The sequence below is a fragment of the Thioclava sp. 'Guangxiensis' genome (genome assembly GCF_045348365.1).
Lineage (GTDB): Bacteria > Pseudomonadota > Alphaproteobacteria > Rhodobacterales > Rhodobacteraceae > Thioclava > Thioclava kandeliae.
Genome location: NZ_CP155824.1, coordinates 182,056 through 203,224 on the forward strand (window position 1 = coordinate 182,056; position 21,169 = coordinate 203,224).

Sequence of the window (21,169 nt, forward strand, 5' to 3'; positions counted from 1 at the left end):
GGCGAGACGCGATCACACGCCGCGTTTATTGCCCCAGATCATTACATGCAGCTGCGGCAGCACGCGCGGGCGGAACCATTTCGCCGCAATGGTCAGGTCAACCAGCCATTCGAGCCGCTTGGCCGCCTGATCCAGATCGACGGGCAGAGCGGGGTCCACCTCCGGATTGCCCGGTTGCAGATAGAGGGGGAGTTCGGGATAGCTCGCCGCCGCCGCACGGGCAAAGGCGAAATCCTCCTCGTCGAAAATGACGATCTTCATCACCACCTGCGTATGTGACCCCGCGGCCTTCACACAGTCGTCGAACCGCTCCCAGACCACGCGCTCGCCGCTCGAGGGGGGCTTGGGGCTCAGCACCAGCGTGTCGAGCATCCCGAACCACGGCGCGGGGATCGAGCCCTGTGTCTCGCAGGCAAAGCGGTAGCCCGCCGCCTGTCCCATCGAGATCACCGGCCCCAGATTCTGGATCGCCGGATTGCCGCCCGAAAGCGATACCGTCAGCGGACGGTTGCCCGAGAGATGCTGCACCTCGTCCCAGATCTCGGCGGGTGTCATCTTCTGCCATGTGTGGCGATACTGGCTATCCACGGCATGCAGGCTGTCACACCAGCTACAGCGGTAATCGCAGCCGCCGGTGCGCACGAAGACCGTGGGCTCGCCGATCAGCACGCCCTCGCCCTGAATGGTCGGCCCGAAGATCTCCGAGATGCGCAGCGTCCCGATGCGCTCCGTGCTCATGGCCGGAACTCCGCCCAGGTCTTGGGCGTCTCCGACACCTTCACCGCCGTGACCTCGGGCCAGCGCGCCTTGCACCATTGATAGAAATGCTGCGCCATATGCTCGGCCGTCGACGGGCAGTCCAGCACATCATTGAGATGGCGGTGATCGAAGCGGGTGTCGATATAGTTCTTCAGATCCTTCAGCTCGTGATAGTCGCGCACGAACCCGTCGGCATTCAGCTCGCTGGCCGACAGCTCGACCACCACGACATAATTATGCCCGTGCATCCGCGCGCATTGATGGTCGGCGGGCAGATGGGTCAGCTGGTGCGACGCTGAAAAATGGAATTCTTTCGTGATGCGGAACATCAGGGCATCTCCTTGGCAACGGGCAGGACACACCATAATGCAACATCAAAGGGGCATGGCCCCTGCAGGATACTCGTCATAGCTCAGTCCTTGTTTTGATAACCGGGTAGGCTGCGACCGGTGATTTTTCCGATACCGTTTCTGATGGGCTCTTGCAAGACATAGGCGGGGATATGGAAAATGCCGCTACATCACATCTGATTATCAGCGCAAACCTATCGAATTTTCTTGCCAAATGGATGGGTGCCACCTATCGCAGGCGCCATGATGGATACATTGCCCCCCTGCCCCAATTGCGCCTCCGCCTATACCTACGAGGTCGACGCGCTGCTCACCTGCCCCGAATGCGGGCATGAATGGTCGGCGCAAGCCGCTGGCGACGATGCCGAGGTCATCCGCGATGCGGTTGGCAATATTCTGGCCGATGGCGACACCGTGACCGTGATCAAGGATCTCAAGGTCAAGGGCAGTTCCTCGGTGGTCAAGGTCGGCACCAAGGTGCGCGGCATCCGTCTGGTTAGCGGCAATCACGACATCGACTGCAAGGTCCCCGGCATCGGCCAGATGGGGCTGAAATCGCAATTCGTGAAAAAGGTGAACGAGTAAGGGCGCACCCTTACCCGTTTCTCTCAGACAAATCCCGTCTCGCGCAGATAGCTGCGCGAGGCCGCCAGATCCTCGAGGATCGAGCCGGTATTGCGCGGGTCGCGCTCCTGCTCGATGGTGATATAGCCGCCATAGCCCTTCGCTTCCAAAAGCGCATGGATGGCCGGATAATCGATCACCCCGCGCCCGATCGGGCACATCACCCCTTCGCCGCAGGCATCGAAGAACCGGATCTTGCGGCCCATCACATCGGCAAACACCTCCGCATCGATATCCTTGAAATGGATGTAATCGAGCCGGTCCCAGTATTTTTCAAGCGTGGCCACAGGGTCCATCCCCGCATAGAGCGTATGGCCCGTATCCAAACAGAGCCCCGCCACCTCGGGCGGAATATCCGCCACCAGCCGTTCGATCTCGTCGGCAAACTCGATATGCCCGCCCGCATGCGGATGGATCACCGCCCGCACGCCATAGCCTCTGGCCACATCAGCAATCTGGCGCAGGGTCTCCATCATCCCCGCCCATGCCTCATCGGATAGACGCTGTGCGCGGTCACCGTGACCGGCGGCATAATCGCGCGCATCATGGCCCCAATCCATCACCGTCAGGTAGGGCGCGGGGAAACGCTGGCCCCCATGCGCAGGCGGCTGGGGCAGTGCCGTGATCAGCGCGCAGATCTCGCGGGTCTGGCGCAGCAGGTTCTCGCGATTGGCGGGCGTCACCAGATCATCGAAGATCGTGCCCGCCACGATGCTCAGCCCGCGTGAAACAAGCGCCTCGCCCACCAGAGTAACATCGAGGGGCATATAGCCATAAGGCCCCAGCTCCAGCCCACCGAAACCGGCATCACGCGCTTCATCAAGCACCTTCTGCCAAGGCGGAAGATGCGGATTTCTCACATCATCCACCCCCCAGCAGCAGGGCGCACAGGTCACGGTCACATCCATGCTCTCACCGCAGCGAAACGCTGCGCCCCTCTTCGGCGCTCAGCCGCGCGGCATCGAGCACCGCCAGCACCGCCACCGCCTCATCGGGCGTCACGGGCGCCGGTCCACCGGCTGCGGCGGATTTGGCAAAGGCCTCGTAATAGGCGTGATAGGCGCCCTGTTCGGAGGGGATCACCTCATCGCCTTGCCCGCGCAGGCGCAGCACACCCCAGTCTTCCTCGGCCTCATAGCCCCAGCCCGCCAGATCATCGACAGGGCGTTCGCCCGAGAAGATCTGCTTGGCCTGAATATCCTGGCCTTGCGAGATATAGCTGCCATTCGCGCCATAAAGCCGGAATTCCTTCATCACCACAGCGTTCATCTTGCTGGCCGAGAGATGCGAATGCACCCCGCTCTCGTGGCGCAGGGTGATCGTGTAACCCGCATCGGTCGCGCCCCCCTCCAGCTCGGCAATATCAAGCTGCGCATCGACCGAGACCACCGGCCCCAGCAGCGCCAGCGCCTGATCGACCATATGGCTGCCCAGATCGCGCAAGAGCCCGCCCTCGGGACCGGCCTCGACCGTCTCGGGGCTGTCCTGCTCGATACGCGAATGGAAGCGCCAGAGGTTGCCCAGCTTGCCCGCCGCCTTCACCGCCATCAGCGTGCGGAAATCGGCGTCCCACCGACGGTTGTGATAGACCCCCAGCGTAATCCCCGTCTCCCGCGCCAGCGCCGCGAGCGAACGTGCGGCCTCCGCCGAGGGCGCGAAGGGCTTGTCGGCCACCACATGCACGCCCTTGGCCGCTGCCTCGCGCACCAGCGCATCGCGGGTGGCAGGCGGGGTGGTGATGGTGACCGCATCAACCGTCCCACTGTCCAGCATCTCGGTCAGGCTGGAGAATATCGCCACATCGGGGAAATCGGCGCGCACCTTGGCAATGGTCGCCGGTGCCCGCGCCACGATCCCCGTCAGCTCGCAGCCCTTGGCCGCCTGAATATAGGGGGCGTGGAAATGCTGACCGCCCGTGCCGTAACCTACAACTCCAAATCGCATAATCGTCTCCTGATCCTCAATCATTTTCACCTGTTGCCGCGTGGTGCTCAGGCGTAATCCACCCAAGCCCCGCCAGCTTCGGCCGAGCGGATGCAGTTTTCAAGCCAACGCACGCCAGAGGTGCCAGCCGCCATATCGGGATAGCGCGCGGGCGGGTTTCCGGCGATCGCCTGCGCGATCCAGAGATAGATATTGGCCCATGAATCGCCCAGACCCTCGGTGTGCAGCGCCCCCATCCGGTCATATTCGTGCCCCTCCTCCTCCAGATAGGGCATCCCGTGATGCAGGATGCGCGACGGCTCGCCCTGCACCTCGTAAAGCAGCTCGTCGGGCCGCGCCGCGTGCCATTCGACCGAGGCCTTCGCGCCCACAAAGCGGTAGCGCTGCGCATCCATCTGCCCCGCATCGACCGAACTCACCCAGAGCCGCGCCCGTGCGCCATTGTCATAATGCATCAGCACCGTAGCATGATCCTCGAGCGGCGCGCGCGAGGGGATAAAGGCCGTGCGATCACACAGAAGCTTCTCGATCTTCAGATGCGGCAGCACGATTTCCGAGAGATATTGCAGATGGGTGCCGATATCACCCAGCACAAAGGTGCCCCCCGAACGCGCCGGATCGACCCGCCATTGCTGCGCCTCGGAGGCGCCCGTATCATCGCCCGCGTTGAAGCCGTGGGTATATTGCATATCGACGATACGGATCTCGCCCAGCATCCCCTTGGCCACCATCGCCGCCATCTGCGCCACCATCGGATGGCCGGTATAGCCATAGGTGACGCCCACAATCAGCCCTTTCTCGCGGGCCAGTGCGGCGATCTCGTCGCATTCGGCCACGCTGAAGAACAGAGGCTTTTCGCAGATCACATGGATCCCCGCGCTCAGCAGCGCCTTGGTGATCTCGTAATGGGTGAAATTGGGCGTGGCGACAGATACCACCTCGACCCCGTCCGCTCGCGCGGTTTCGGCCGCGATCAGCGCCTGATAGCTGTCGTAACAGCGCTCCTCGGCCACCCCGACGCGCATCCCGAAATCGCGCCCGCGCGCGGCATCCACATCGAAGGCCCCGCAGACCAGATGATAGGTCCCGTCGCGCAACGCGCCTGTACGGTGCTTGTAACCTACCTGACCGGTGCGGCCACCGCCCACCATGCCCCAGCGCAAAGGCCGAGCCAGTTGCAATTCTCCGTTGATCATCATCCCCCCGATTTTCATCCGGCGCTCCCCGCGCGAAGCACGCCTGCGCGCGCCCCGCAAGCGGTTGATCCGCCTCTCCTCCACCCTCCCGCCAATGCGGGCCTCCTTGGGCATACGGGTGATGTTAGCGCCGGAAATTTCGCGGTAAAGTGGTGGCAGATGCCGCAAAGGGGCGCGCCGCGATTTTGTTTCATTCGTGAGAGCATGCCTGTGCAATGGCGAGACAATTCCATGGCTGCACCATATGCCTGACCTTGGTCAGGGACCGGTTTCTTGCAAATCCGCCCACTTTCCGGCAGGAGGATGAGGCCCGCACGCCTTGTCCGCAGGAACCCCATGGCCCACAGCCCCCGCCTGACACTCGACCATCTGACACTCGACCTTGCCGGAAAGCCGGTGCTGAAGGATCTGGTCTTCGACCACGAGATCCGCCGCCTCGGAATCGTCGGGCGCAACGGCTCGGGAAAATCCACCCTTGCCCGCGTGGTGGCCGGGCTGATCGAGCCCTCCTCCGGCACGCTCACCCTCGACGGGATCATCCCCGCCCGCGACCGTCACGCCGCCCTCAACCGCATCGGCATCCTGTTCCAGAACCCCGACCACCAGATCATCTTCCCGACCGTGCGCGAGGAACTGGCCTTCGGTCTGCGCCAGCAGGGGCACGGCAAGGCCGAGACCCAGAGCCTGATCGGCCGCATGCTCGCGCGGTTCGGTAAATCCCACTGGATCGATGCACCCGTCTCGACGCTCTCGCAGGGCCAGAAACAGCTGGTCTGCCTGATGGCGATCCTGCTGATGCAGCCGCAGCTGATCGTGCTTGATGAACCCTTCTCCGGCCTCGATCTGGCGATCCGTGGCCAGCTGACACGGCTCTTCGAAAGCCTGCCGCAGGCCCTTATCCATATCACCCATGATCCGGACTGCCTGCGGGGATATGACCACGCGCTCTGGATCCACGAGGGCGAAATCCGGCAGTCAGGCACACCCGAGACCGTCCTGCCCGACTATCTCGACTATATGAACCAAGCGGGGCTGGGCGATGATCTCTCTAACCTCACCGATTGAGACCCGCGCCCATCGCTGGCCCGCGGGGCCGAAACTGGCGGGACTGTGTCTGGCAACCGCCTTGCTGTTCGCCCTGCCCTCGCTGCCGCTGCAACTTGCGGCCTTCGCCATCATCGCGCTTCTCTACCTGCTCCCCGGCCTGCGCTTTGCCAAAGCCGGAGCAAAAGCGCTGCGTCCACTCTGGCCTATCGCGCTCGTGCTCGCCCTCTGGCACGGGCTGACCGCCGATTGGGCGGAAGGCGCGCGTATTGTGCTGCGCTTCACCACCGCCGTGGCTCTGGCCAATCTGGTGACGATGACCACCCGACTTGCCGATATGCTCGACACACTCCACTGGCTGACACGGCCCTTGGCGGCACTCGGGGTCAATACCCGCGCGGGCGAGCTGGCCATCGCGCTCACCATCCGCTTCACACCGATCCTTGCCCAGAAAGGCCAGATGCTGGCCCAAAGCTGGCGCGCACGTTCGGCCAAGCGCGCCAACTGGCATCTTGTGCTCCCCTTGGGGATTCTGGCATTAGACGATGCAGAACATGTGGCCGAAGCGCTGCGTGCGAGGGGGGGAGTAAACCCCGCGCCGCCCTCGGCTCCCAAGGGAGGAGACCCGACAAATGGAACGTAATCTAACGATGGTGGCGCTCTTTGCCGCTCTGATCGCCGCCCTTGGCCTCGTACCGAGCCTTACGCTGGGCTTCGGCGTGCCGATCACCGCGCAGACGCTGGGCGTCATGCTGGCGGGCACCGTGCTGGGCGCCAAACGCGGGGCGCTGGCCGCCCTGCTGATCGTGGTGCTCGTGGCGCTCGGCCTGCCGCTTCTGGCCGGTGGCCGTGGCGGCCTCGGCATTTTCACCAGCCCCACCGCAGGCTTCCTGCTGGGCTGGCCTCTGGGGGCCTTTGTCACCGGCCTGATCACCGACAAAACCCGCCAGCTGCCACTGTCGGTCTCCGCCATTATCGGCGCAGTCATCGGTGGTATCGGGATCGTGTATCTGTGCGGCGTCATCGGTATGTCGATTGTGCTGGACAAAACCCTGATCGAGGCCACATGGCTGGTCACTGCTTTCATTCCGGGCGATGTTGTGAAGGCAGTGCTGGCGGGCTTCATCACACAGGGGCTCGCCAAAGCCCGCCCGCAAAGCGTCCTCACCAGACACTGACCGACGACTAGACAAGGACGACCCCACCGCATGTCGACAAGCGTGGAAAACCTGCTGAAGGCGCGCCAATCCACCCGCGCCTTCCTGCCCGACCCCGTCTCGCGCGAGACGGTCGAACATCTGCTATGGGCCGCGCGCCGCGCGCCCTCGGGGGCCAATCTGCAACCGGGCAGCTTCCATGCGCTGACCGGCGACGCCTTGGCCACGCTTGTCACCAATATGACCCGCGCCATCGACGACCATCGCCCGCAAGTGGCGGAATACGAATGGTTTCCCCGCCCGATCCCCGCGCATCTGAAAGCGCGGCAACGGGCGGCGGGCTATGCGCTTTACCAGAGCCTCGGCATCGAACGCCGCGATATCGACGGACGCCGCAGCCAGTTCAAGGCCAATTACCGCTTCTTCGACGCGCCTCTCGGGATCGTGGTCGCCATCGACCGGCGTATGGGCGAAGGTGGCTATATGGATCTGGGCATGTCGATCATGGCGCTGATGCTGGCCGCGCAGGACAAGGGTCTGGGCACGGTAGGGATCGGGGCATTGGCCAATTATGCCGATGTCGTCCATGAGACGCTGGGCCTGCCCGAGGACGAGATGGTGCTTTGCGGCATCGCCATCGGCACCCCTGACGAGAGCGCTGTGATCAACAGCTTCCACACCGAGCGCGAACCGCTGGAGAGCTACGCCACCCTTCGCGGCTTCGACTAATCCCGATGGAACAGCAAGGCGGTGCCGATACCGCCTGCTGCCGCAATGGCGGCCAGTCCGGTCTCGCCCCTGGCGAGGTCATGGAAAAGCCGCACCACCAGTATCGCCCCCGAAGCGCCGATCGGATGGCCCCGCGCCAAGGCACCGCCTTTCAGGTTGACACGATCCGGATCGATCCCCGCCTTGCGAAGGCAGGCCAGCGCCTGCACCGCATAGGCTTCCATGATCTCCACGCGATCCGCCCCTGCCCCGTCAATCGCCTCGATAGCGGCGACTGGCGCGAGACCCGGCAGATCGGGTGTGGCGCCCAGCGTGCGGCCCCGCCCAATGCGCACACCGCGCCCTTGCGCCTGCGCCCCGGCCATCAGCACGCAAAACGCCGCGCCGTCGGCGGCCACCGCCGCATTGCCCGCCGTCACATCGCCCGCAATCACCGGACTGCGCGCCATCAGCTTGGCACTGGCCTTGCGCGCAAAAGGATCACGGCGGATTTCATTAATTTCCGCAATTTCAGGAAACTCAGAACAAACTGTTCTCAAATGGCTTTCAACAGCCCACGCATCGGCTTCCTGGCGTGATATCCCGCAGAGACGGCCAAGCTGGTCCGCCGCCTCAGCCATATCGGGATCGCGCTCCGGCCAAGGGGTAAACGGTGCTTGAGTATAGAACTCCGGCCCCTCCGCCCGTTGAAACGCCCGCAGCGGGCGGCGCGAATAGCTCTCTACCCCACCGGCAATCACGACCCGTGCCTGACCGCTGGCAATCAGCGCCTGCCCGAGCATGATCGCATCAAGCCCGCCCGCGCATTGCCGGTCAAGGCTCAGCCCCGCCACGCGCTCGGGCAGCCCCGCGCCCAAGGCCACGACCCGCGCGACATTTCCCCCCGGACCGATCGCATTGGAACAGATCACCTCGTCCACATCCTCCGGTCCGATCCCCGCATCCGCCAGACAGGCGGCAATCACCGGCGCGGCGATCTCGTGCGGGTCGAGCCCGGCAAAGCCCCCCCCGCGCGGCACAACGGCCGAACGACGTGCGGAGATGATGCGCACCGTCATATCATCGCCTCGAGCCGTTGCAGATCGGGCTTGCCGCTGGGCAGCAGCGGCAACGGATCGACCCGTTGCCAGCCATGCGGGGCCGCAGTCGGACCGACCCTGTGACGGAAGGCCGCCAGCGCCTCCTCGACCTGCGCACCCTGTGGCCCCTGCCCGACCATCGCCCAGAGACGCGCCCCGCGCAGAGCGTCACGCCGCGCCACCACCGCAACCGGACAGCCCAGCCTTTCCGACAAAAAGGCCTCCGCCGGTTCGGGGCTCACAAGATGGTCCAGCACCTGCACCACCCGCCCCTTGCGCCCTTGCACATAGACATACCCGTCGGCATCGATCTGGCCGATCTCCCCCACGGACAGAAACCCATCATCGGACCAGCGTGTCTCTGGGCTCCCGCCGAGCCCGTAACCCTCGAAAAGATAAGGGCTCCTCACCCATAACTCCCCTGCCCCGTCGGTCCGGATCTCGACCTCCGGATAAGCGCGTCCGACCGAACCTTCAGGCGCATCCCCCGGATCCAGTGTAATGAAACTCGTCTCGGAGGCGCCGTAGAATTGCGCCACCCGCGCCTGTGGAAACCGATGTGCCAGACGCTGCCGCAGATCGGCCGACAAGCGACCGCCGCCGATAATCCATTGCCGCAGAGAGGGCGCGTTGCCCTCGCCCATCAGGATCATCTCGGCCTGCGCGGGCGTGGCATAGACATGACTGACCCCGTGCGCGACCAGCTGGCCAAGCTGCCGGTCCGCCCGCAACCCCGACAGATCGACAAGCCCTGCCCCCGCCCATGCCGCCTCGAGCGCAGCATAGAGCGTCAGCGATTGCGCCATCGTTCCGGGGAGCCCGATCACCGCATCCTGCAAGCCGAAGATCGCCCCGTTGCGGACAAAGCTGCGCGTCCAGCTCTCGAGACTCCGGCGGATGCGTTTGGGCGCCCCGCTACTGCCGGAGGTGGTGCATTCGATATGGCCCGCATCGATAGCGGTGATCCCGTCCGGCCCGACGCGCACGCCCTGTCCAGCGGCGACCATCCCGCGCAAATGGCCGAATGTGCCCCGAGGGTCGAAAAGGATCGGCCCCTGCCAATCGATACAGGCCACCATCACTCAGCCCAGAAGGCTCAGGATACGGCGGACGGCAAATTCGTAGCCCTCGATCCCGCAGCCGCAGATCACGCCATCCGCACGTCCCGAAACATAGGAATGATGGCGGAAGGCCTCGCGTTTGTGGATGTTCGAGATATGCACCTCGAGGACCGGCCCTTCATAGGCGTTGAGCGCGTCAAGAATGGCGACCGAGGTATGACTATAGGCGCCCGGATTGATCACGATCGCGCAGGCTTTCTCACGCGCCTCGTGGATCGTATCGATGATCACGCCCTCATGGTTGGACTGGAACAGCGCGACCTCGGCACCGCCCGCCTCGGCGACGGCACGGCAGTTCTTCTCGATATCATCCAGAGTATCGCGGCCGTAAATCTCCGGTTGGCGCTTGCCGAGAAGATTCAGGTTTGGTCCGTTCAGGATATAGATTAACTTAGACATTGGTGCATCCTTTGACTCCATGCCACCGATCTATCGTGACGCGGCATCTGCGTCAAAGGACAGGACCTGAAGGCGCCGCTTTTCTCATGGGTTTGAGGCATATAATCGATGTTATCATACTTCGTCGATTTTTATAGCCATGTATACTATTTACAGCGTATAGATCGGCTTAAGTTAATATGAGTCCCATCTTCAGGTTATCATGCGCAAAGCAACCCTCGTCTCTACGCTCTACGATGCGTTATTGGACCGTCTTCTGAGCAATCAGTTGAAGCCGGGCGAAAAGATCAATCTCGACCGGCTCCGCGCCGAACTCGGTGTTTCGATCAGCCCCTTGCGTGAGGCTGTATCCCGCCTGACCGGCACGCGCCTCATTCAGTTCGAGGACCAGCGCGGTTATACCGTGTCGGAGGTCTCGCTCGTTGATTTCCACGAGGTGATGGAGATCTGCCGCAATAGCGAATGCTTCGCGCTGACCTGCGCCATTGAACAGGGTGACCTGCAATGGGAAAGCGACATCACCGCGGCCCTTTACCGTCTGCGCAACACCGAGGCCAATCTGCGCTCCCCTGAATGGGAGATCGCTCATCGGGACTTCCATCGGACCCTCGTTTCGGCCTGCAAGATGCCGCGTATCCATGCCATCATCGAGCAGATCGCCATTGCCCAGAGGCGCTACCGCGGGCTGATTGACGCCCATGCGCTGAGCGACCGATCTGCAGATCACATCCAGCTCGCCGAGGCGGCTCTTGCGCGGGATGCCGAGCGCGGCTGCGAGATCATGCGCCAGCACATCTCCAGCGTCGAGCAGGAGATGACACTGCTGCTCCATGGTTATTTCGAGCGTGAGAGCGCGGGAGATATAGCCGCGCAATAGAGCCTGCCTCTGACAATACTCCATAAAAAAGCGGCGGGGAAACCCGCCGCTTTTTCTTCCCCACGGGGAAGGTTTTCATGAAAGCCCGTCTAGAAGATCTTTCAGGGCACGTTCCAGACTGGTGCGATCCACAGTCGAGAAATCGCGATCAAGCCGGATCTCCAGCCGGCCATTCGAGGCCGTACATTTGGCGGCTCCGGTACGGGTCTGGACCTGGAACACGGTGCGCGCCTTACCGCTCCGCGGCTTGGCGGCGGGTTTCGGCACGAGAGCCGGACGAGCGGTGTCCTCGCCGATCGCCTGCCGCAACACATCCAGCTCGTCACTGGCGGAATGGTTATCCCAGTCTTTCAGAGCCTCACGCACCTGCGCCACGATCTCGGGCCGGTCCTCCATTTCAGAGACGAACTTCAGTCCCAGCGAACGGGGCACATGCTGGATGAACTTCAGATCCTCGCCCAGACGGTCCACCAGCTTGATGAAGCTGCGGATATAGCTGCGTTTCTGGTAGCCCGCGCTTGCGAAGAGCTCGGCCACCGCCTTGTCGGGATCCATCTGCGCGGTGCCGGGATCCTTGGCATAGTTCAACGCGAGCCCGGCCATCTCTCCGAAGGAGATGTCCTTACGCACGAGGTTCTCGTCGACCATGCGGCGGTAAAGACCCTCAAGACCTTCCCCGCGGGGAAGAATGCCAGCGGGGATTACCCCCCAACGCTCGGCATCACCGGTCTCCTCGAGCAGGGACTTATAGGCCGAAAGCCTCCTAAAACCTTGAATTAGCTCGAATTTCCCATCATCGCGCGCTTCGACACGGATCGGATTGGACAGCCCCAACTCGCGGATGGACTTGATCAGCTCGGTCAGCTCGAAATCATCGTCCTTGGCACGGTCGCGGATCAGCTTCCACGTCTCGATCTGGTCGAGCGGGATCATATCGACCATCAGGCCGAGCTTTTTCATCCGCACATGCTCTGCGGCCAGCGCGTCATTCTCGGCGCGGATCTTTGCCTCGAGAGCTGTCCGGTCGCGCAGGCTCGCCGCGTTCTCGCTGATGGCGGCGGCCATGGGCGAACGGCGGTTTTGCGGGGCAGGGGCCTCGGGCTCGACCTTCCCCGCAGGGAAGGTGCCTGTTTCATCGTCCTCGGGAAGGTCGATGGCGAAGGTCCGACGCTTCTTCATTCAATCTCCTCCAGTTTCTCCCATGCGTTCAGGAAGGTCGCACGGAACTCATCATAGGCGCGGTCAAAGGAGGCGCGCGCCCTGCGCCAGGTCTCGCGGGTCATCGTGCGGTAGTCTATCTCGTAAACAGATGACAGGAAACGCCCCGACTGCTCGACCGCCCGCGTCATCTCGATCGGGTTATCGGCCAAGCGTTCACCAAACACATTACGGAAGGCTTCGAACATCGCACGGTGCAGATCGTTGCCCGGCTCGAACCGCGTCATCAGGAAACGGATGTCGAGGAATTCCTTCGGCAAGGTCATATTCCCCGCGGGGAAGGTCCCCTCGAACCCGTGGGAGAGATCGCCCAGGGCTTCCGAAAGCTGTCCGATGAAGGAGGTGGTCGAGTCGTATTCCCAATAGCCCGGCCCCGAGGGAATATAGAGGACATCGGCCGCGAAGACCGCGTTCATCGACTGGTATCCGATGGCCGGCGGGCAGTCGAACACGATGACATCATAGCTGTCATGGGGCACCGCATCGAGATAGCGGGCGACCGCGGCGAAGAATGACCAGTCAGGATTGAGGTGGCGGTATTGCGCAGAGGCGAACTCGACGAAGGCCGCGTTGGCGCAGGAGGGGATCATGTCGATCGTAGGCCACGCGGTGGTGCGGATGAAATCGGTGATGCGCAGGCTGTCGAGCCCCAGATCAAGGATCGAGCCGGGAAGCCTGCGATGGGGCAGGGCCGTGCCGGATTCAGCTGCGCGGGGCGCATTGTTCATCCGCTCGGTCTCGCGGATGAGGTCGCGCGCGATGATCCCCCAGACGGTCAACTCCTCGGAGACATCGGTGAGGCCCATCGAATGGGTCAGCGTGGCCTGCGGGTCGAAATCGACGAGCAGGACGCGATAGCCATCGAGGGCCGCCGCATGCGCCATATGGAGTGCCACGGTCGATTTACCGGCGCCGCCCTTGAAGTTGGAGATGGCCACGCGGATCGCGCGCTTCTTATGCGGTCGCGGCGGCTGCAGGGAGCGGCGGTTGACCTTCATCTTGCGCCGCATCTCGTTGATCTCCGGAAGGGTGAACCAGCGCTGGCGGCCCTCCTCCTCGACTTCCCCGCCGGGAAGGTCAAGATCGGCGGCCAAGCGGCCACGGAAGGTCGATTGGTTGATCTTCAGGATCAGCTCGGAGACCTCCCAGCTGGAGAAGCGGCGCAATGTCTTCTCGTGCTCGGGCGAGAAGGTCTGCTTGCGGATGGCTGCCTGCATCTTGAGCGAGCGGGAATGCAGCTCCTCCAGACTTTCGTGAGTGAACATATCTGCCTCTTTCGGACGTTGATTATCTCTGAACCCAGAAATACGCCGGATTTGCCTTTGACGCAAAAAGAAAGTTATAAATATAGCGGAAAGTTCGAACAGCGTCCGGCACCAATGAATTAAAGGGTCTCGAGACCGAATCGACCTGCCAGTGATTCTCCCATGTGGACCGAGTCGCGGGCGATTCCTTGAGGGGACAATATCGGTCCATTCCGGGCAATTAGGGTGACATTTCCACCCAATTAGGGTGACAGCCTGCATGTCCCCCTTAACCTATGATTACCATTTTTTCTGATCAAAAGAGGATTGGAAGAAGGGTGAAAAACCCATCTGCTTGACAGAATCGAATTTCCGGACGCAAATGGCCAACATCGAGAGGAAAGCGTTGGCTTGATGTGGCTAACCGTGATACTCTCGGCAAATGAGGCGCGAAATGACGCCCGAACAATGAAGCGCTCAAATGCGCCGGAGCAGTGGCATGATGAAAAAGGCAGTGGGTCGCGGTGCGGCCGCGCGTAAATACGATTTGCTGTCCGTCCTTGGAAGCTATGCACTTTCACAGGACAAGTATATCCAGAAGCAGGCGCTCCGGCTGATCTGCCTGATAACAGCGCGATATAATTGGCAAAATGACGAGCTATCGATGGGGCAGGCCGAGATATCGAAGCTGTGGTCTGTCGATGTGCGCACGGTCAAGCGCGAGATGGCGGCGCTACGCCAACGTCGCTGGCTGATCGAAAAGCGTCCTGCGGCGCGGGGCAGGGTGGCCCTTTATGGTCTGAACGTGGCACAGATCCTCGAGGATACACGGGAGGGTTGGGCAAAGATCGGACCCGATCTGGTCGAGCGGCTCGCTCCGAGCGAACCTGCAGCGCCGGAAACGAATGTGGTGCCACTCAGGGCCGCCGATCTGCCGAGCAACGGGATCTGGCCGGACGTGGCGCGCCGTTTGCAGAGCCATCACCCGACCTTCTGGGGGGCGTGGTTCGCACAGCTGACAGTGGTCTCAGAAACCCGCGAGAGCCTCGTTCTGCGGGCGGGATCGGAATTTCAGGCCAGCTATATCGAGACGCATCTGCGCAGCACGCTCGAGGCGGTGATCCGCAGCGTGGCGCCCGAAATTACACGCGTGCAGATTGTCGCGCATTAAAAAGCGCCCCGCCGGAAGACCGGCAGGGCGTGTATCTGATCAGTGCTGTGGCGCGCGGCGCTTTGCGGGCCCGGCATCGGCGGGACCCCGTTTGCCCGAGCCTTGCGGTTTGCGGCGGCGGTTCTGGCCATTCGGTTTGCCCTCACCCGCAGGTTTGAACGCCCGCACGGCGCCCGATTTCGGCGGGCCACCCCGACGACGGCCACGCGGGGCAGGGGAGACACCGGCAGGGCGCGAGCCAGCGGCCACGGGGATCTCGATCTTCATCAGCTTCTCGATCTGGTCGAGAAGCTCGACCTCTTCCTCGCAGCAGAAGGCGATGGCCTGACCCTCGCGGCCCGCACGCGCGGTCCGGCCGATGCGGTGTACATAGCTATCAGGCACTTCGGGGAGGTCGAAGTTGATCACATAGGCCACGCCCGGAATGTCGATACCGCGGGCGGCCACGTCGGTGGCGACCAGAATGGTGGTCGTGCCGGCACGGAAGCCCTCGATGGCGCGGTCGCGCTGGTTCTGGCTTTTGTTGCCGTGGATCGAGGCGGCGGGGAAGCCGTCTTTCTCGAGCGAGCGCATCAGTTTCTCGGCACCGTGCTTGGTGCGGCAGAAGACCAGAGTCAGCGCGCCCTCGTCCTGCGAGAGGATCTTGCGCAGTCGGTTGGGCTTTTCGGCCTTGTCCATGAACTGCACCGACTGGCTGACCTTATCGGCCGCTTTGCCGGGCGGGCTCACCTGAACGCGCTGGGGATTGTTGAGATAGGCCTTGGACAGCTCTTCCATCTGCTTGGGCATGGTCGCCGAGAACAGCATGGTCTGGCGCGGCGTGCCCAGACGCGGTGCGATCTTGCGCAGCGCGTGGATGAAGCCGAGATCGAGCATCTGGTCGGCCTCGTCGAGCACGAGATGCTTGGTCTGCGACAGATCGACCGAGCCGCGGTCCATCAGGTCGATGAGACGGCCAGGGGTGGCGACGAGGATATCGCAGCCCCGATGCAGCGCGCCGATCTGGCGGTTGATCGACTGGCCGCCGACGACGGTGATGATGTGGATCTTGGTGCCTTTGGTCAGCGTGCGCAGCCCGTCGGCGATCTGGTTCACCAGCTCACGGGTGGGTGCGAGGATGAGCGATTTGGCGGTTTTGGGCGCGGGTTTGGAGGGCGCCTGCAGCAGCTGGTCGATCAGCGGCAGGCCGAAGGCCAGCGTCTTGCCGGTGCCGGTCTGGGCAAGGCCCAGAATGTCATGGCCCTGCATGGCCAGCGGAATGGCCTTGTTCTGGATGGGGGTCGGTTCTTTGAACCCTTGCGCGCTCAGCGCGTCTTTAAGTGCAGGGGAGAGCCCCAGCATATCGAAATCGAACATGAATATCCTTTGTGCCCGTAACCATCATGGCTGGGCGCGACCGCGGGGAGGCGGCCTGAGGGGTGTGACGCCGCAACCTCGAAAGCCACGGGCGCATCCCGCAGGCCTTGGCCGGACGATACGAACCCTGCGTGATGGGGAACGGGTGGGTGTCATACTGCTGCGTCAAACGGGACGCGACTTGCTCACGCGGCAGCGCAGTATTACTCTATATATGAGCCATATTTCTGCATCTGTCAATTCGGTCTATTCGCGTCTTCCCCGCAGGGAAGGTTCTGCGGAGAAGCGCCGGATTTGGGTCATGCTCATGATAACCAGACAGAGAAACCTCGGATTAACCTGTGCAGGCTAGGGTCGGGAAAGTGATATGATTCCGCCGGCTATGGAGCATCTATGTTCAATTCAAAAAAACTTCGCCAAGAGCTAGAAGACCTGCGTCGCGAAGTGAATGCATTCGAGAACTCCCATGCGGTCGCGCGGGTTAGTATTGACCGTAAATTCTTGTATATTAATGAAATATTCGCCACTATGTTCGGATTTAAGACGACAGATGTCCTAGGGCAGCCCTATGACAAACTGGTGCGTGATAAGGATCTGCATCAGGAGGATTTCAACGATATCTGGCGCATCCTGAAACTCGGGACACCCGTCAACCGGATCGTGCCGCGCCTGAATGCAAGGGGCGAGGAAATCTGGCTCGATACGACCTATTCGCCGATCAGCAGCAAGGACGGGGTCACCGAGCATGTGCTGATTGCCGCGCGCGAGATCACGACGATGCATCTGCGGCGCAGGGATAACCGCAGTCAAGTCGATGCGCTCAAACGTTCGATGGCGGTGATCGAATTCGACCTGAAGGGCAATATTCTTGATGCGAATGAACGGTTCCTGACCGCGACGGATTACAAGATCGACGAGATCCGAGGTAAGCCGCACCGGATCTTCATGCCGAAGGGTGAGGCCGATAGCCAGGAATATCGTGACTTCTGGCATAGGTTGGAACTGGGTTCCTCGGAAGCGGGCCGCGTGCGGCGGGTGAACAAACACGGAGAGATCCTCTGGCTCGAGGCGGCATACGAGACGCTGATCGATCCGGAGGGACGGCCGTTCAAGGTTGTGAAATATGCGTTCGATATCACGGATGCGCGCAATATGGCCGCGGATGCCGAGGGCCAGATTGCAGCGATCCAGAAGGTGCAGGCGGTGATCGAATTCGATCCGCAAGGCACGATCACGTCGGCCAATGACCTGTTCTGCAAAGCTATGGGTTACGAGCGTTCCGAGATCCTCCACAAACCCCATAGCATGTTCATGCCGGCCGATCAGGTGAATGGTGCGGAGTATAGCACCCACTGGAAGCGTCTGCGCGCGGGCGAGACGATCGAGGGCGATTTCATCCGCATTGGAAAGGGCGGGAAGGAAGTCCATATCCGCGCAAGCTACAACCCGATTCGCAATGCGGCGGGCAAGGTCGTGAAGGTCGTGAAATTCGCCGTTGATACGACCCCTTACATGCGTATGAACAATGCGATGGAGAGCTGTCTCGAGCGGCTGTCCGAGGGCGATCTGGGAACGCGGATCGATACCGATCTGGGCGAGTTCGACAATCTGCGCGTGCAGTTCAACGAGGCGGTCGGCCGGATCGAACAGGTGGTGGTCAGCGTCCTCGAACAGACCGCACAGATCGCGCAGGAAGCGGCCTCGATCACCGCGGGCACCACCGAATTGTCGCGCCGTTCCGAGCGGCAGGCGGCAACACTCGAGCAGAGTGCCGCAGCGCTTGAAGAGCTGACGACCTCGGTGCGGGGCGCCGCCGAGATGACGCTGACCGCGCGTTCCAAGGCCGAGAAGGCGAAGGAGCAATCCGACCGCTCGAGTGTAGTGGTGAATGATGCGGTGACCGCGATGAACGAGATCGCGGCCAGTTCGCAGTCGATTTCGCGGATCACCTCGGTGATTGACGATATCGCTTTCCAGACCAATCTTCTGGCGCTGAACGCGGGTGTCGAGGCCGCGCGGGCAGGCGATGCGGGACGCGGCTTCGCCGTCGTGGCCTCCGAGGTGCGCGGGCTGGCACAGCGCTCCTCGGATGCGGCGCGCGAGATTGCCAATCTGATCGAGGCCTCGACCCGTCAGGTCGGGCGCGGCGTCGAGCTTGTCGGTCAGGCGGGGGAGGCGCTGCAATCCATCGACGAATCGATCACCGGCATTCGCGATTCGATCCAGCAGATCGCGTCCTCGGCGCAGGAGCAGAGCAACGGCCTGAACGAAATGAATACCGCCGTCAGCGATCTTGACCGCGCGGTGCAGCAGAACGCAGCCATGGCCGAACAGAGCTCCGCAGCCGTACAGATGCTGCAAAAAGGGATCGACACGATGAGCGAGAATGTGGGGTATTTCCGTTGTGGCGAGGCTGTACCCACGGCATCCGAGGACCGGATGGCAAGCTGACAAGGCTTGCCCCCGCGCCGCCTTAGGGGCAATAACGAGCCCATAAAAGCGGAGGTTGATCATGCCCACCATTCTCGTCACCGGCGCTGCCGGCTTTATCGGGTCCTTTGTCTGCCAGCGGTTCCTGTCGGAAGGCTGGCGGGTTGTCGGCTTTGACGGCATGACCGACTATTACGACCTGACGCTGAAAGAGGCGCGGCTCGACCGGCTCCGCCCTGACGAGAATTTCCGTGAAGTGACGGGTATGGTCGAGACGCCCGGTCTGCTGATGGGGCTGTTCGAGGAAGAGACGCCCGATGTGGTGATCCACCTCGCCGCTCAGGCCGGTGTGCGCTATTCGATCGACAACCCGCGCGCCTATCTCGAAGGCAATATCATCGGAACCTTCGAGTTGCTGGAGGCCGCGCGCGCCCATCCGCCGAAACATATGCTGCTGGCCTCCACCTCTTCGGCCTATGGTGCCAATACGCAGATGCCCTATCGCGAGACCGATCGGGCCGATCACCAGATGAGCTTCTATGCCGCCACCAAGAAATCGACCGAGTCTATGGCGCATTCCTATGCCCATCTCTTCGGTCTGCCGGTGACGATGTTCCGCTTCTTCACGGTCTATGGTCCGTGGGGCCGCCCCGATATGGCGCTGTTCAAATTCACCCGCGCCATTTTCGAGAACAAGCCGATCGACGTGTATAATCATGGCGATATGAAACGCGACTTCACCTTTATCGAGGATCTCGTCGAGGGCATCCGGCTACTGGTGGATGCGGTTCCCGCGCGGCTGGACGCGGTCCCCGAGGGCGACAGCCTCTCGCCGGTTGCGCCGTTCCGCGTGGTGAATATCGGCAATAATGACGCCGTCCAGCTGACCGATTTCATTTCGGCAATCGAAGAAGCGACGGGGCGGATAGCGCAAAAAAACCTGATGCCGATGCAGGCGGGGGATGTGCCTGCGACATGGGCGGATGCGGGTTTGTTGAAATCCCTGACCGGTTATGCACCGAAAACCTCGGTGCGAGAGGGCGTAAAGGCCTTTGTGGACTGGTATCGCGGTTATTACAGGCTCTGAAATCCGCCAGAGCGTTTGCGATGCCTGCACGGAAAAGCGGCAGCGGCGCAAATTCGCACCATTGGCCCGCGCAACCATCTGGCGATCTCGTAGTCAAGCCGCTAGCCTTCCAGAAAACCGATTTCCAAGGAGGAGCAGGCCATGGCCCAGAAGACAGTCATCATCATCGGAGCAGGGATTGGTGGGCTGTGCGCGGGAATTGCGCTGCGCCGTCAGGGGTTTGACGTAAAGATATTCGAGAAGGTGCGCGAGGTGCGCCCGGTCGGGGCGGGGCTTTCGCTTTGGCCCAACGGGATCCAGTGCCTCAACCATTTGGGGCTGGGCGAACAGATCGCCAAGCTTGGCGGGATGATGGAGGATATGGCCTATATCGACGGGCTGACCGGCGAGACGATGTGTGCCTTTCCGCTGACGCCGCTGTGGGAGAAATCCGGCCAGCGCGGCTATCCGGTGGCGCGGGCTGCCACGCAGGAGATGCTGATGGACGAATTCGGGCGCGAGGAGATCGCGCTCGGGATGCGGCTGGTGGGCGTCGAGGATCTGGGCGAGACGGTTGTCGCGCGGTTCGAAGATGGCACCGAGGTGGTGGGCGATTTTCTGATCGGGGCGGATGGGGCGCATAGCCTTGTGCGTGAGCATCTTCTGGGTCCGAAGGCGCGCCGCTATGCGGGCTATGTGAACTGGAACGGCATTGTCGAGATCGATACGGCGATTGCGCCTGCCGACCGCTGGACGACCTTCGTGGCCGAGGGCAAACGCGCCTCTGTCATGCCGATCGGAGCGGGAGATGACGGCGAGGGGCGGTTCTATTTCTTCTTCGACCAGCCGATGCCGTCGGGCGTGGCCCCCGAGCGGGCCGAATACAGGGCGCTGTTGCAGGAGAGTTTTGCCGGTTGGGCCGAGCCTGTGCAAAAACTGATTGCGGCGGCCGATGGCGGGGCAATCAACCGCGTCGAGATCCATGATATCGATCCGTTCATGACATGGGCCAAGGGGCGGATCTGTATTCTGGGCGACAGCGCGCATAACACCACGCCCGATCTGGGGCAGGGGGCCTGCATGGCGATCGAGGATGCGGTTGTGCTGGAGGATATGCTGGCGGCGCATGCGGATATTCCCGCTGCGCTGCAGGCCTATCAGGCGGCACGGGCCGAGCGCTGCGCCGATCTGGTGCTGAGGGCGCGGGCGCGGTGTGATGTGACCCATGGTGTGGATATGGCGGTGACCGAGGCGTGGTATGCAGAGCTGCGGCAGGAAACCGGCGAGGCGATTTTGTCGGGAATTTCCAAGACAGTCGAAGGTTCGCCGGTTTATGCGGAATTCGCCTGACTAAGGTCAGGCATCACGCTGACACGGGGTCAGGCCGGTTTATAAGGATTTCTTT

The 21,169-nt window shown here is 62.3% G+C and carries 21 protein-coding genes; 10 read left to right on the forward strand and 11 right to left on the reverse strand.

Going from position 1 to position 21,169, the window contains the following annotated elements:
• Positions 1–12: 12 nt before the first annotated feature.
• The gene (queE, locus tag ABEB22_RS18100) at positions 13–738 is read right to left on the reverse strand and encodes a 7-carboxy-7-deazaguanine synthase QueE (protein ID WP_349295204.1); all 726 of its coding nucleotides are present in this window, start codon (positions 736–738) and stop codon (positions 13–15) included.
• Positions 735–1,088: a 6-carboxytetrahydropterin synthase QueD gene (gene queD, locus ABEB22_RS18105; RefSeq protein WP_349295205.1), complete on the reverse strand. Its 354-nt coding sequence runs from the start codon at positions 1,086–1,088 to the stop codon at positions 735–737. Before queD ends, queE begins: the two co-directional genes overlap by 4 nt.
• A gap of 264 nt (positions 1,089–1,352) precedes the next feature.
• Here queD and ABEB22_RS18110 point away from each other — a divergent pair, with 264 nt between their 5' ends.
• Complete coding sequence (locus tag ABEB22_RS18110; RefSeq protein WP_349295206.1) at positions 1,353–1,694, forward strand: zinc ribbon domain-containing protein YjdM; 342 nt, start codon at positions 1,353–1,355, stop codon at positions 1,692–1,694.
• Between the two features lie 23 nt (positions 1,695–1,717).
• On the opposite strand, the gene ABEB22_RS18115 is transcribed toward ABEB22_RS18110, so the two are convergent.
• Genes ABEB22_RS18115 through ABEB22_RS18125 form a run of 3 tightly spaced genes read right to left on the reverse strand, consistent with a single transcriptional unit; the run spans position 1,718 to position 4,873 of the window.
• Entirely contained in the window at positions 1,718–2,641 is a 924-nt protein-coding gene (locus ABEB22_RS18115) for a TIM barrel protein (RefSeq protein ID WP_349295207.1), read from the reverse strand.
• Positions 2,642–2,645: 4 nt separating this feature from the next.
• Positions 2,646–3,677, reverse strand: a complete 1,032-nt coding sequence (locus tag ABEB22_RS18120; RefSeq protein WP_339115327.1) for a Gfo/Idh/MocA family oxidoreductase — start codon at positions 3,675–3,677, stop codon at positions 2,646–2,648.
• A gap of 47 nt (positions 3,678–3,724) precedes the next feature.
• Positions 3,725–4,873, reverse strand: a complete 1,149-nt coding sequence (locus tag ABEB22_RS18125; RefSeq protein ID WP_339115619.1) for a Gfo/Idh/MocA family oxidoreductase — start codon at positions 4,871–4,873, stop codon at positions 3,725–3,727.
• A 336-nt stretch (positions 4,874–5,209) separates the two neighbouring features.
• On the opposite strand from ABEB22_RS18125, the gene ABEB22_RS18130 reads away from it, so the two are divergent.
• From ABEB22_RS18130 to ABEB22_RS18145, 4 genes are read left to right on the forward strand one after another with little or no spacing between them, the layout of a single operon-like run.
• Positions 5,210–5,938 (forward strand): energy-coupling factor ABC transporter ATP-binding protein, encoded by a 729-nt coding sequence (locus ABEB22_RS18130; protein ID WP_349295208.1) that lies wholly within the window; start codon positions 5,210–5,212, stop codon positions 5,936–5,938.
• Positions 5,913–6,560: an energy-coupling factor transporter transmembrane protein EcfT gene (locus ABEB22_RS18135; RefSeq protein ID WP_349295209.1), complete on the forward strand. Its 648-nt coding sequence runs from the start codon at positions 5,913–5,915 to the stop codon at positions 6,558–6,560. Before ABEB22_RS18130 ends, ABEB22_RS18135 begins: the two co-directional genes overlap by 26 nt.
• Positions 6,550–7,095, forward strand: coding sequence for a biotin transporter BioY (locus tag ABEB22_RS18140; RefSeq protein ID WP_339115330.1), 546 nt, complete (start codon positions 6,550–6,552; stop codon positions 7,093–7,095). Before ABEB22_RS18135 ends, ABEB22_RS18140 begins: the two co-directional genes overlap by 11 nt.
• A 30-nt stretch (positions 7,096–7,125) precedes the next feature.
• A complete protein-coding gene (locus ABEB22_RS18145) occupies positions 7,126–7,803 on the forward strand; it encodes a nitroreductase (protein ID WP_349295210.1) in 678 nt (225 codons plus the stop codon).
• Here ABEB22_RS18145 and ABEB22_RS18150 read toward each other — a convergent pair.
• Genes ABEB22_RS18150 through aroQ form a run of 3 tightly spaced genes read right to left on the reverse strand, consistent with a single transcriptional unit; the run spans position 7,800 to position 10,402 of the window.
• Positions 7,800–8,861, reverse strand: a complete 1,062-nt coding sequence (locus ABEB22_RS18150) for a thiolase family protein (RefSeq protein ID WP_349295211.1) — start codon at positions 8,859–8,861, stop codon at positions 7,800–7,802. The two genes, ABEB22_RS18145 and ABEB22_RS18150, sit on opposite strands and share 4 nt — an antisense overlap.
• Positions 8,858–9,961: an AMP-binding protein gene (locus ABEB22_RS18155; protein ID WP_349295212.1), complete on the reverse strand. Its 1,104-nt coding sequence runs from the start codon at positions 9,959–9,961 to the stop codon at positions 8,858–8,860. The genes ABEB22_RS18150 and ABEB22_RS18155 overlap by 4 nt, the downstream gene beginning before the upstream one ends.
• 3 nt (positions 9,962–9,964) lie before the next feature.
• Positions 9,965–10,402 (reverse strand): type II 3-dehydroquinate dehydratase, encoded by a 438-nt coding sequence (aroQ, locus tag ABEB22_RS18160; protein WP_339115334.1) that lies wholly within the window; start codon positions 10,400–10,402, stop codon positions 9,965–9,967.
• A 202-nt stretch (positions 10,403–10,604) separates the two neighbouring features.
• Here aroQ and ABEB22_RS18165 point away from each other — a divergent pair, with 202 nt between their 5' ends.
• The gene (locus ABEB22_RS18165) at positions 10,605–11,279 is read left to right on the forward strand and encodes a GntR family transcriptional regulator (protein WP_349295213.1); all 675 of its coding nucleotides are present in this window, start codon (positions 10,605–10,607) and stop codon (positions 11,277–11,279) included.
• A gap of 75 nt (positions 11,280–11,354) precedes the next feature.
• On the opposite strand, the gene ABEB22_RS18170 is transcribed toward ABEB22_RS18165, so the two are convergent.
• The gene (locus ABEB22_RS18170; protein ID WP_339115336.1) at positions 11,355–12,458 is read right to left on the reverse strand and encodes a ParB N-terminal domain-containing protein; all 1,104 of its coding nucleotides are present in this window, start codon (positions 12,456–12,458) and stop codon (positions 11,355–11,357) included.
• A complete protein-coding gene (locus ABEB22_RS18175; protein ID WP_339115337.1) occupies positions 12,455–13,762 on the reverse strand; it encodes an AAA family ATPase in 1,308 nt (435 codons plus the stop codon). The genes ABEB22_RS18170 and ABEB22_RS18175 overlap by 4 nt, the downstream gene beginning before the upstream one ends.
• A 478-nt stretch (positions 13,763–14,240) precedes the next feature.
• Between ABEB22_RS18175 and ABEB22_RS18180 the strand changes: the two genes are divergently transcribed.
• Complete coding sequence (locus ABEB22_RS18180; protein ID WP_349295214.1) at positions 14,241–14,912, forward strand: hypothetical protein; 672 nt, start codon at positions 14,241–14,243, stop codon at positions 14,910–14,912.
• A 39-nt stretch (positions 14,913–14,951) separates the two neighbouring features.
• Here ABEB22_RS18180 and ABEB22_RS18185 read toward each other — a convergent pair whose 3' ends face one another.
• The gene (locus tag ABEB22_RS18185) at positions 14,952–16,268 is read right to left on the reverse strand and encodes a DEAD/DEAH box helicase (RefSeq protein ID WP_339115339.1); all 1,317 of its coding nucleotides are present in this window, start codon (positions 16,266–16,268) and stop codon (positions 14,952–14,954) included.
• Between the two features lie 393 nt (positions 16,269–16,661).
• Between ABEB22_RS18185 and ABEB22_RS18190 the strand changes: the two genes are divergently transcribed.
• The 3 genes from ABEB22_RS18190 (at position 16,662) to hpxO (ending at position 21,114) form a co-directional block, all read left to right on the forward strand.
• Positions 16,662–18,719, forward strand: coding sequence for a PAS domain-containing methyl-accepting chemotaxis protein (locus ABEB22_RS18190; RefSeq protein WP_349295215.1), 2,058 nt, complete (start codon positions 16,662–16,664; stop codon positions 18,717–18,719).
• Positions 18,720–18,780: 61 nt separating this feature from the next.
• Entirely contained in the window at positions 18,781–19,785 is a 1,005-nt protein-coding gene (locus tag ABEB22_RS18195) for an NAD-dependent epimerase/dehydratase family protein (protein ID WP_349295216.1), read from the forward strand.
• 141 nt (positions 19,786–19,926) lie between these two features.
• Positions 19,927–21,114, forward strand: a complete 1,188-nt coding sequence (gene hpxO, locus ABEB22_RS18200; protein WP_349295217.1) for an FAD-dependent urate hydroxylase HpxO — start codon at positions 19,927–19,929, stop codon at positions 21,112–21,114.
• The last annotated feature ends 55 nt before the right edge of the window (positions 21,115–21,169 follow it).

Bases quoted from the DNA above. Each gene is read 5' to 3' on its own strand.
- ABEB22_RS18115 (WP_349295207.1), bottom strand. From the start codon at position 2,641: ATGGATGTGACCGTGACCTGTGCGCCCTGCTGCTGGGGGGTGGATGAT.
- queD (WP_349295205.1), bottom strand. From the start codon at position 1,088: ATGTTCCGCATCACGAAAGAATTCCATTTTTCAGCGTCGCACCAGCTG.
- aroQ (WP_339115334.1), bottom strand. From the start codon at position 10,402: ATGTCTAAGTTAATCTATATCCTGAACGGACCAAACCTGAATCTTCTC.
- ABEB22_RS18150 (WP_349295211.1), bottom strand. From the start codon at position 8,861: ATGACGGTGCGCATCATCTCCGCACGTCGTTCGGCCGTTGTGCCGCGC.
- ABEB22_RS18125 (WP_339115619.1), bottom strand. From the start codon at position 4,873: ATGATCAACGGAGAATTGCAACTGGCTCGGCCTTTGCGCTGGGGCATG.
- ABEB22_RS18120 (WP_339115327.1), bottom strand. From the start codon at position 3,677: ATGCGATTTGGAGTTGTAGGTTACGGCACGGGCGGTCAGCATTTCCAC.
- ABEB22_RS18170 (WP_339115336.1), bottom strand. From the start codon at position 12,458: ATGAAGAAGCGTCGGACCTTCGCCATCGACCTTCCCGAGGACGATGAA.
- ABEB22_RS18155 (WP_349295212.1), bottom strand. From the start codon at position 9,961: ATGGTGGCCTGTATCGATTGGCAGGGGCCGATCCTTTTCGACCCTCGG.
- ABEB22_RS18145 (WP_349295210.1), top strand. From the start codon at position 7,126: ATGTCGACAAGCGTGGAAAACCTGCTGAAGGCGCGCCAATCCACCCGC.
- hpxO (WP_349295217.1), top strand. From the start codon at position 19,927: ATGGCCCAGAAGACAGTCATCATCATCGGAGCAGGGATTGGTGGGCTG.
- ABEB22_RS18140 (WP_339115330.1), top strand. From the start codon at position 6,550: ATGGAACGTAATCTAACGATGGTGGCGCTCTTTGCCGCTCTGATCGCC.
- ABEB22_RS18135 (WP_349295209.1), top strand. From the start codon at position 5,913: ATGATCTCTCTAACCTCACCGATTGAGACCCGCGCCCATCGCTGGCCC.
- ABEB22_RS18165 (WP_349295213.1), top strand. From the start codon at position 10,605: ATGCGCAAAGCAACCCTCGTCTCTACGCTCTACGATGCGTTATTGGAC.
- ABEB22_RS18175 (WP_339115337.1), bottom strand. From the start codon at position 13,762: ATGTTCACTCACGAAAGTCTGGAGGAGCTGCATTCCCGCTCGCTCAAG.
- ABEB22_RS18185 (WP_339115339.1), bottom strand. From the start codon at position 16,268: ATGTTCGATTTCGATATGCTGGGGCTCTCCCCTGCACTTAAAGACGCG.
- queE (WP_349295204.1), bottom strand. From the start codon at position 738: ATGAGCACGGAGCGCATCGGGACGCTGCGCATCTCGGAGATCTTCGGG.
- ABEB22_RS18195 (WP_349295216.1), top strand. From the start codon at position 18,781: ATGCCCACCATTCTCGTCACCGGCGCTGCCGGCTTTATCGGGTCCTTT.
- ABEB22_RS18190 (WP_349295215.1), top strand. From the start codon at position 16,662: ATGTTCAATTCAAAAAAACTTCGCCAAGAGCTAGAAGACCTGCGTCGC.
- ABEB22_RS18180 (WP_349295214.1), top strand. From the start codon at position 14,241: ATGATGAAAAAGGCAGTGGGTCGCGGTGCGGCCGCGCGTAAATACGAT.
- ABEB22_RS18110 (WP_349295206.1), top strand. From the start codon at position 1,353: ATGATGGATACATTGCCCCCCTGCCCCAATTGCGCCTCCGCCTATACC.
- ABEB22_RS18130 (WP_349295208.1), top strand. From the start codon at position 5,210: ATGGCCCACAGCCCCCGCCTGACACTCGACCATCTGACACTCGACCTT.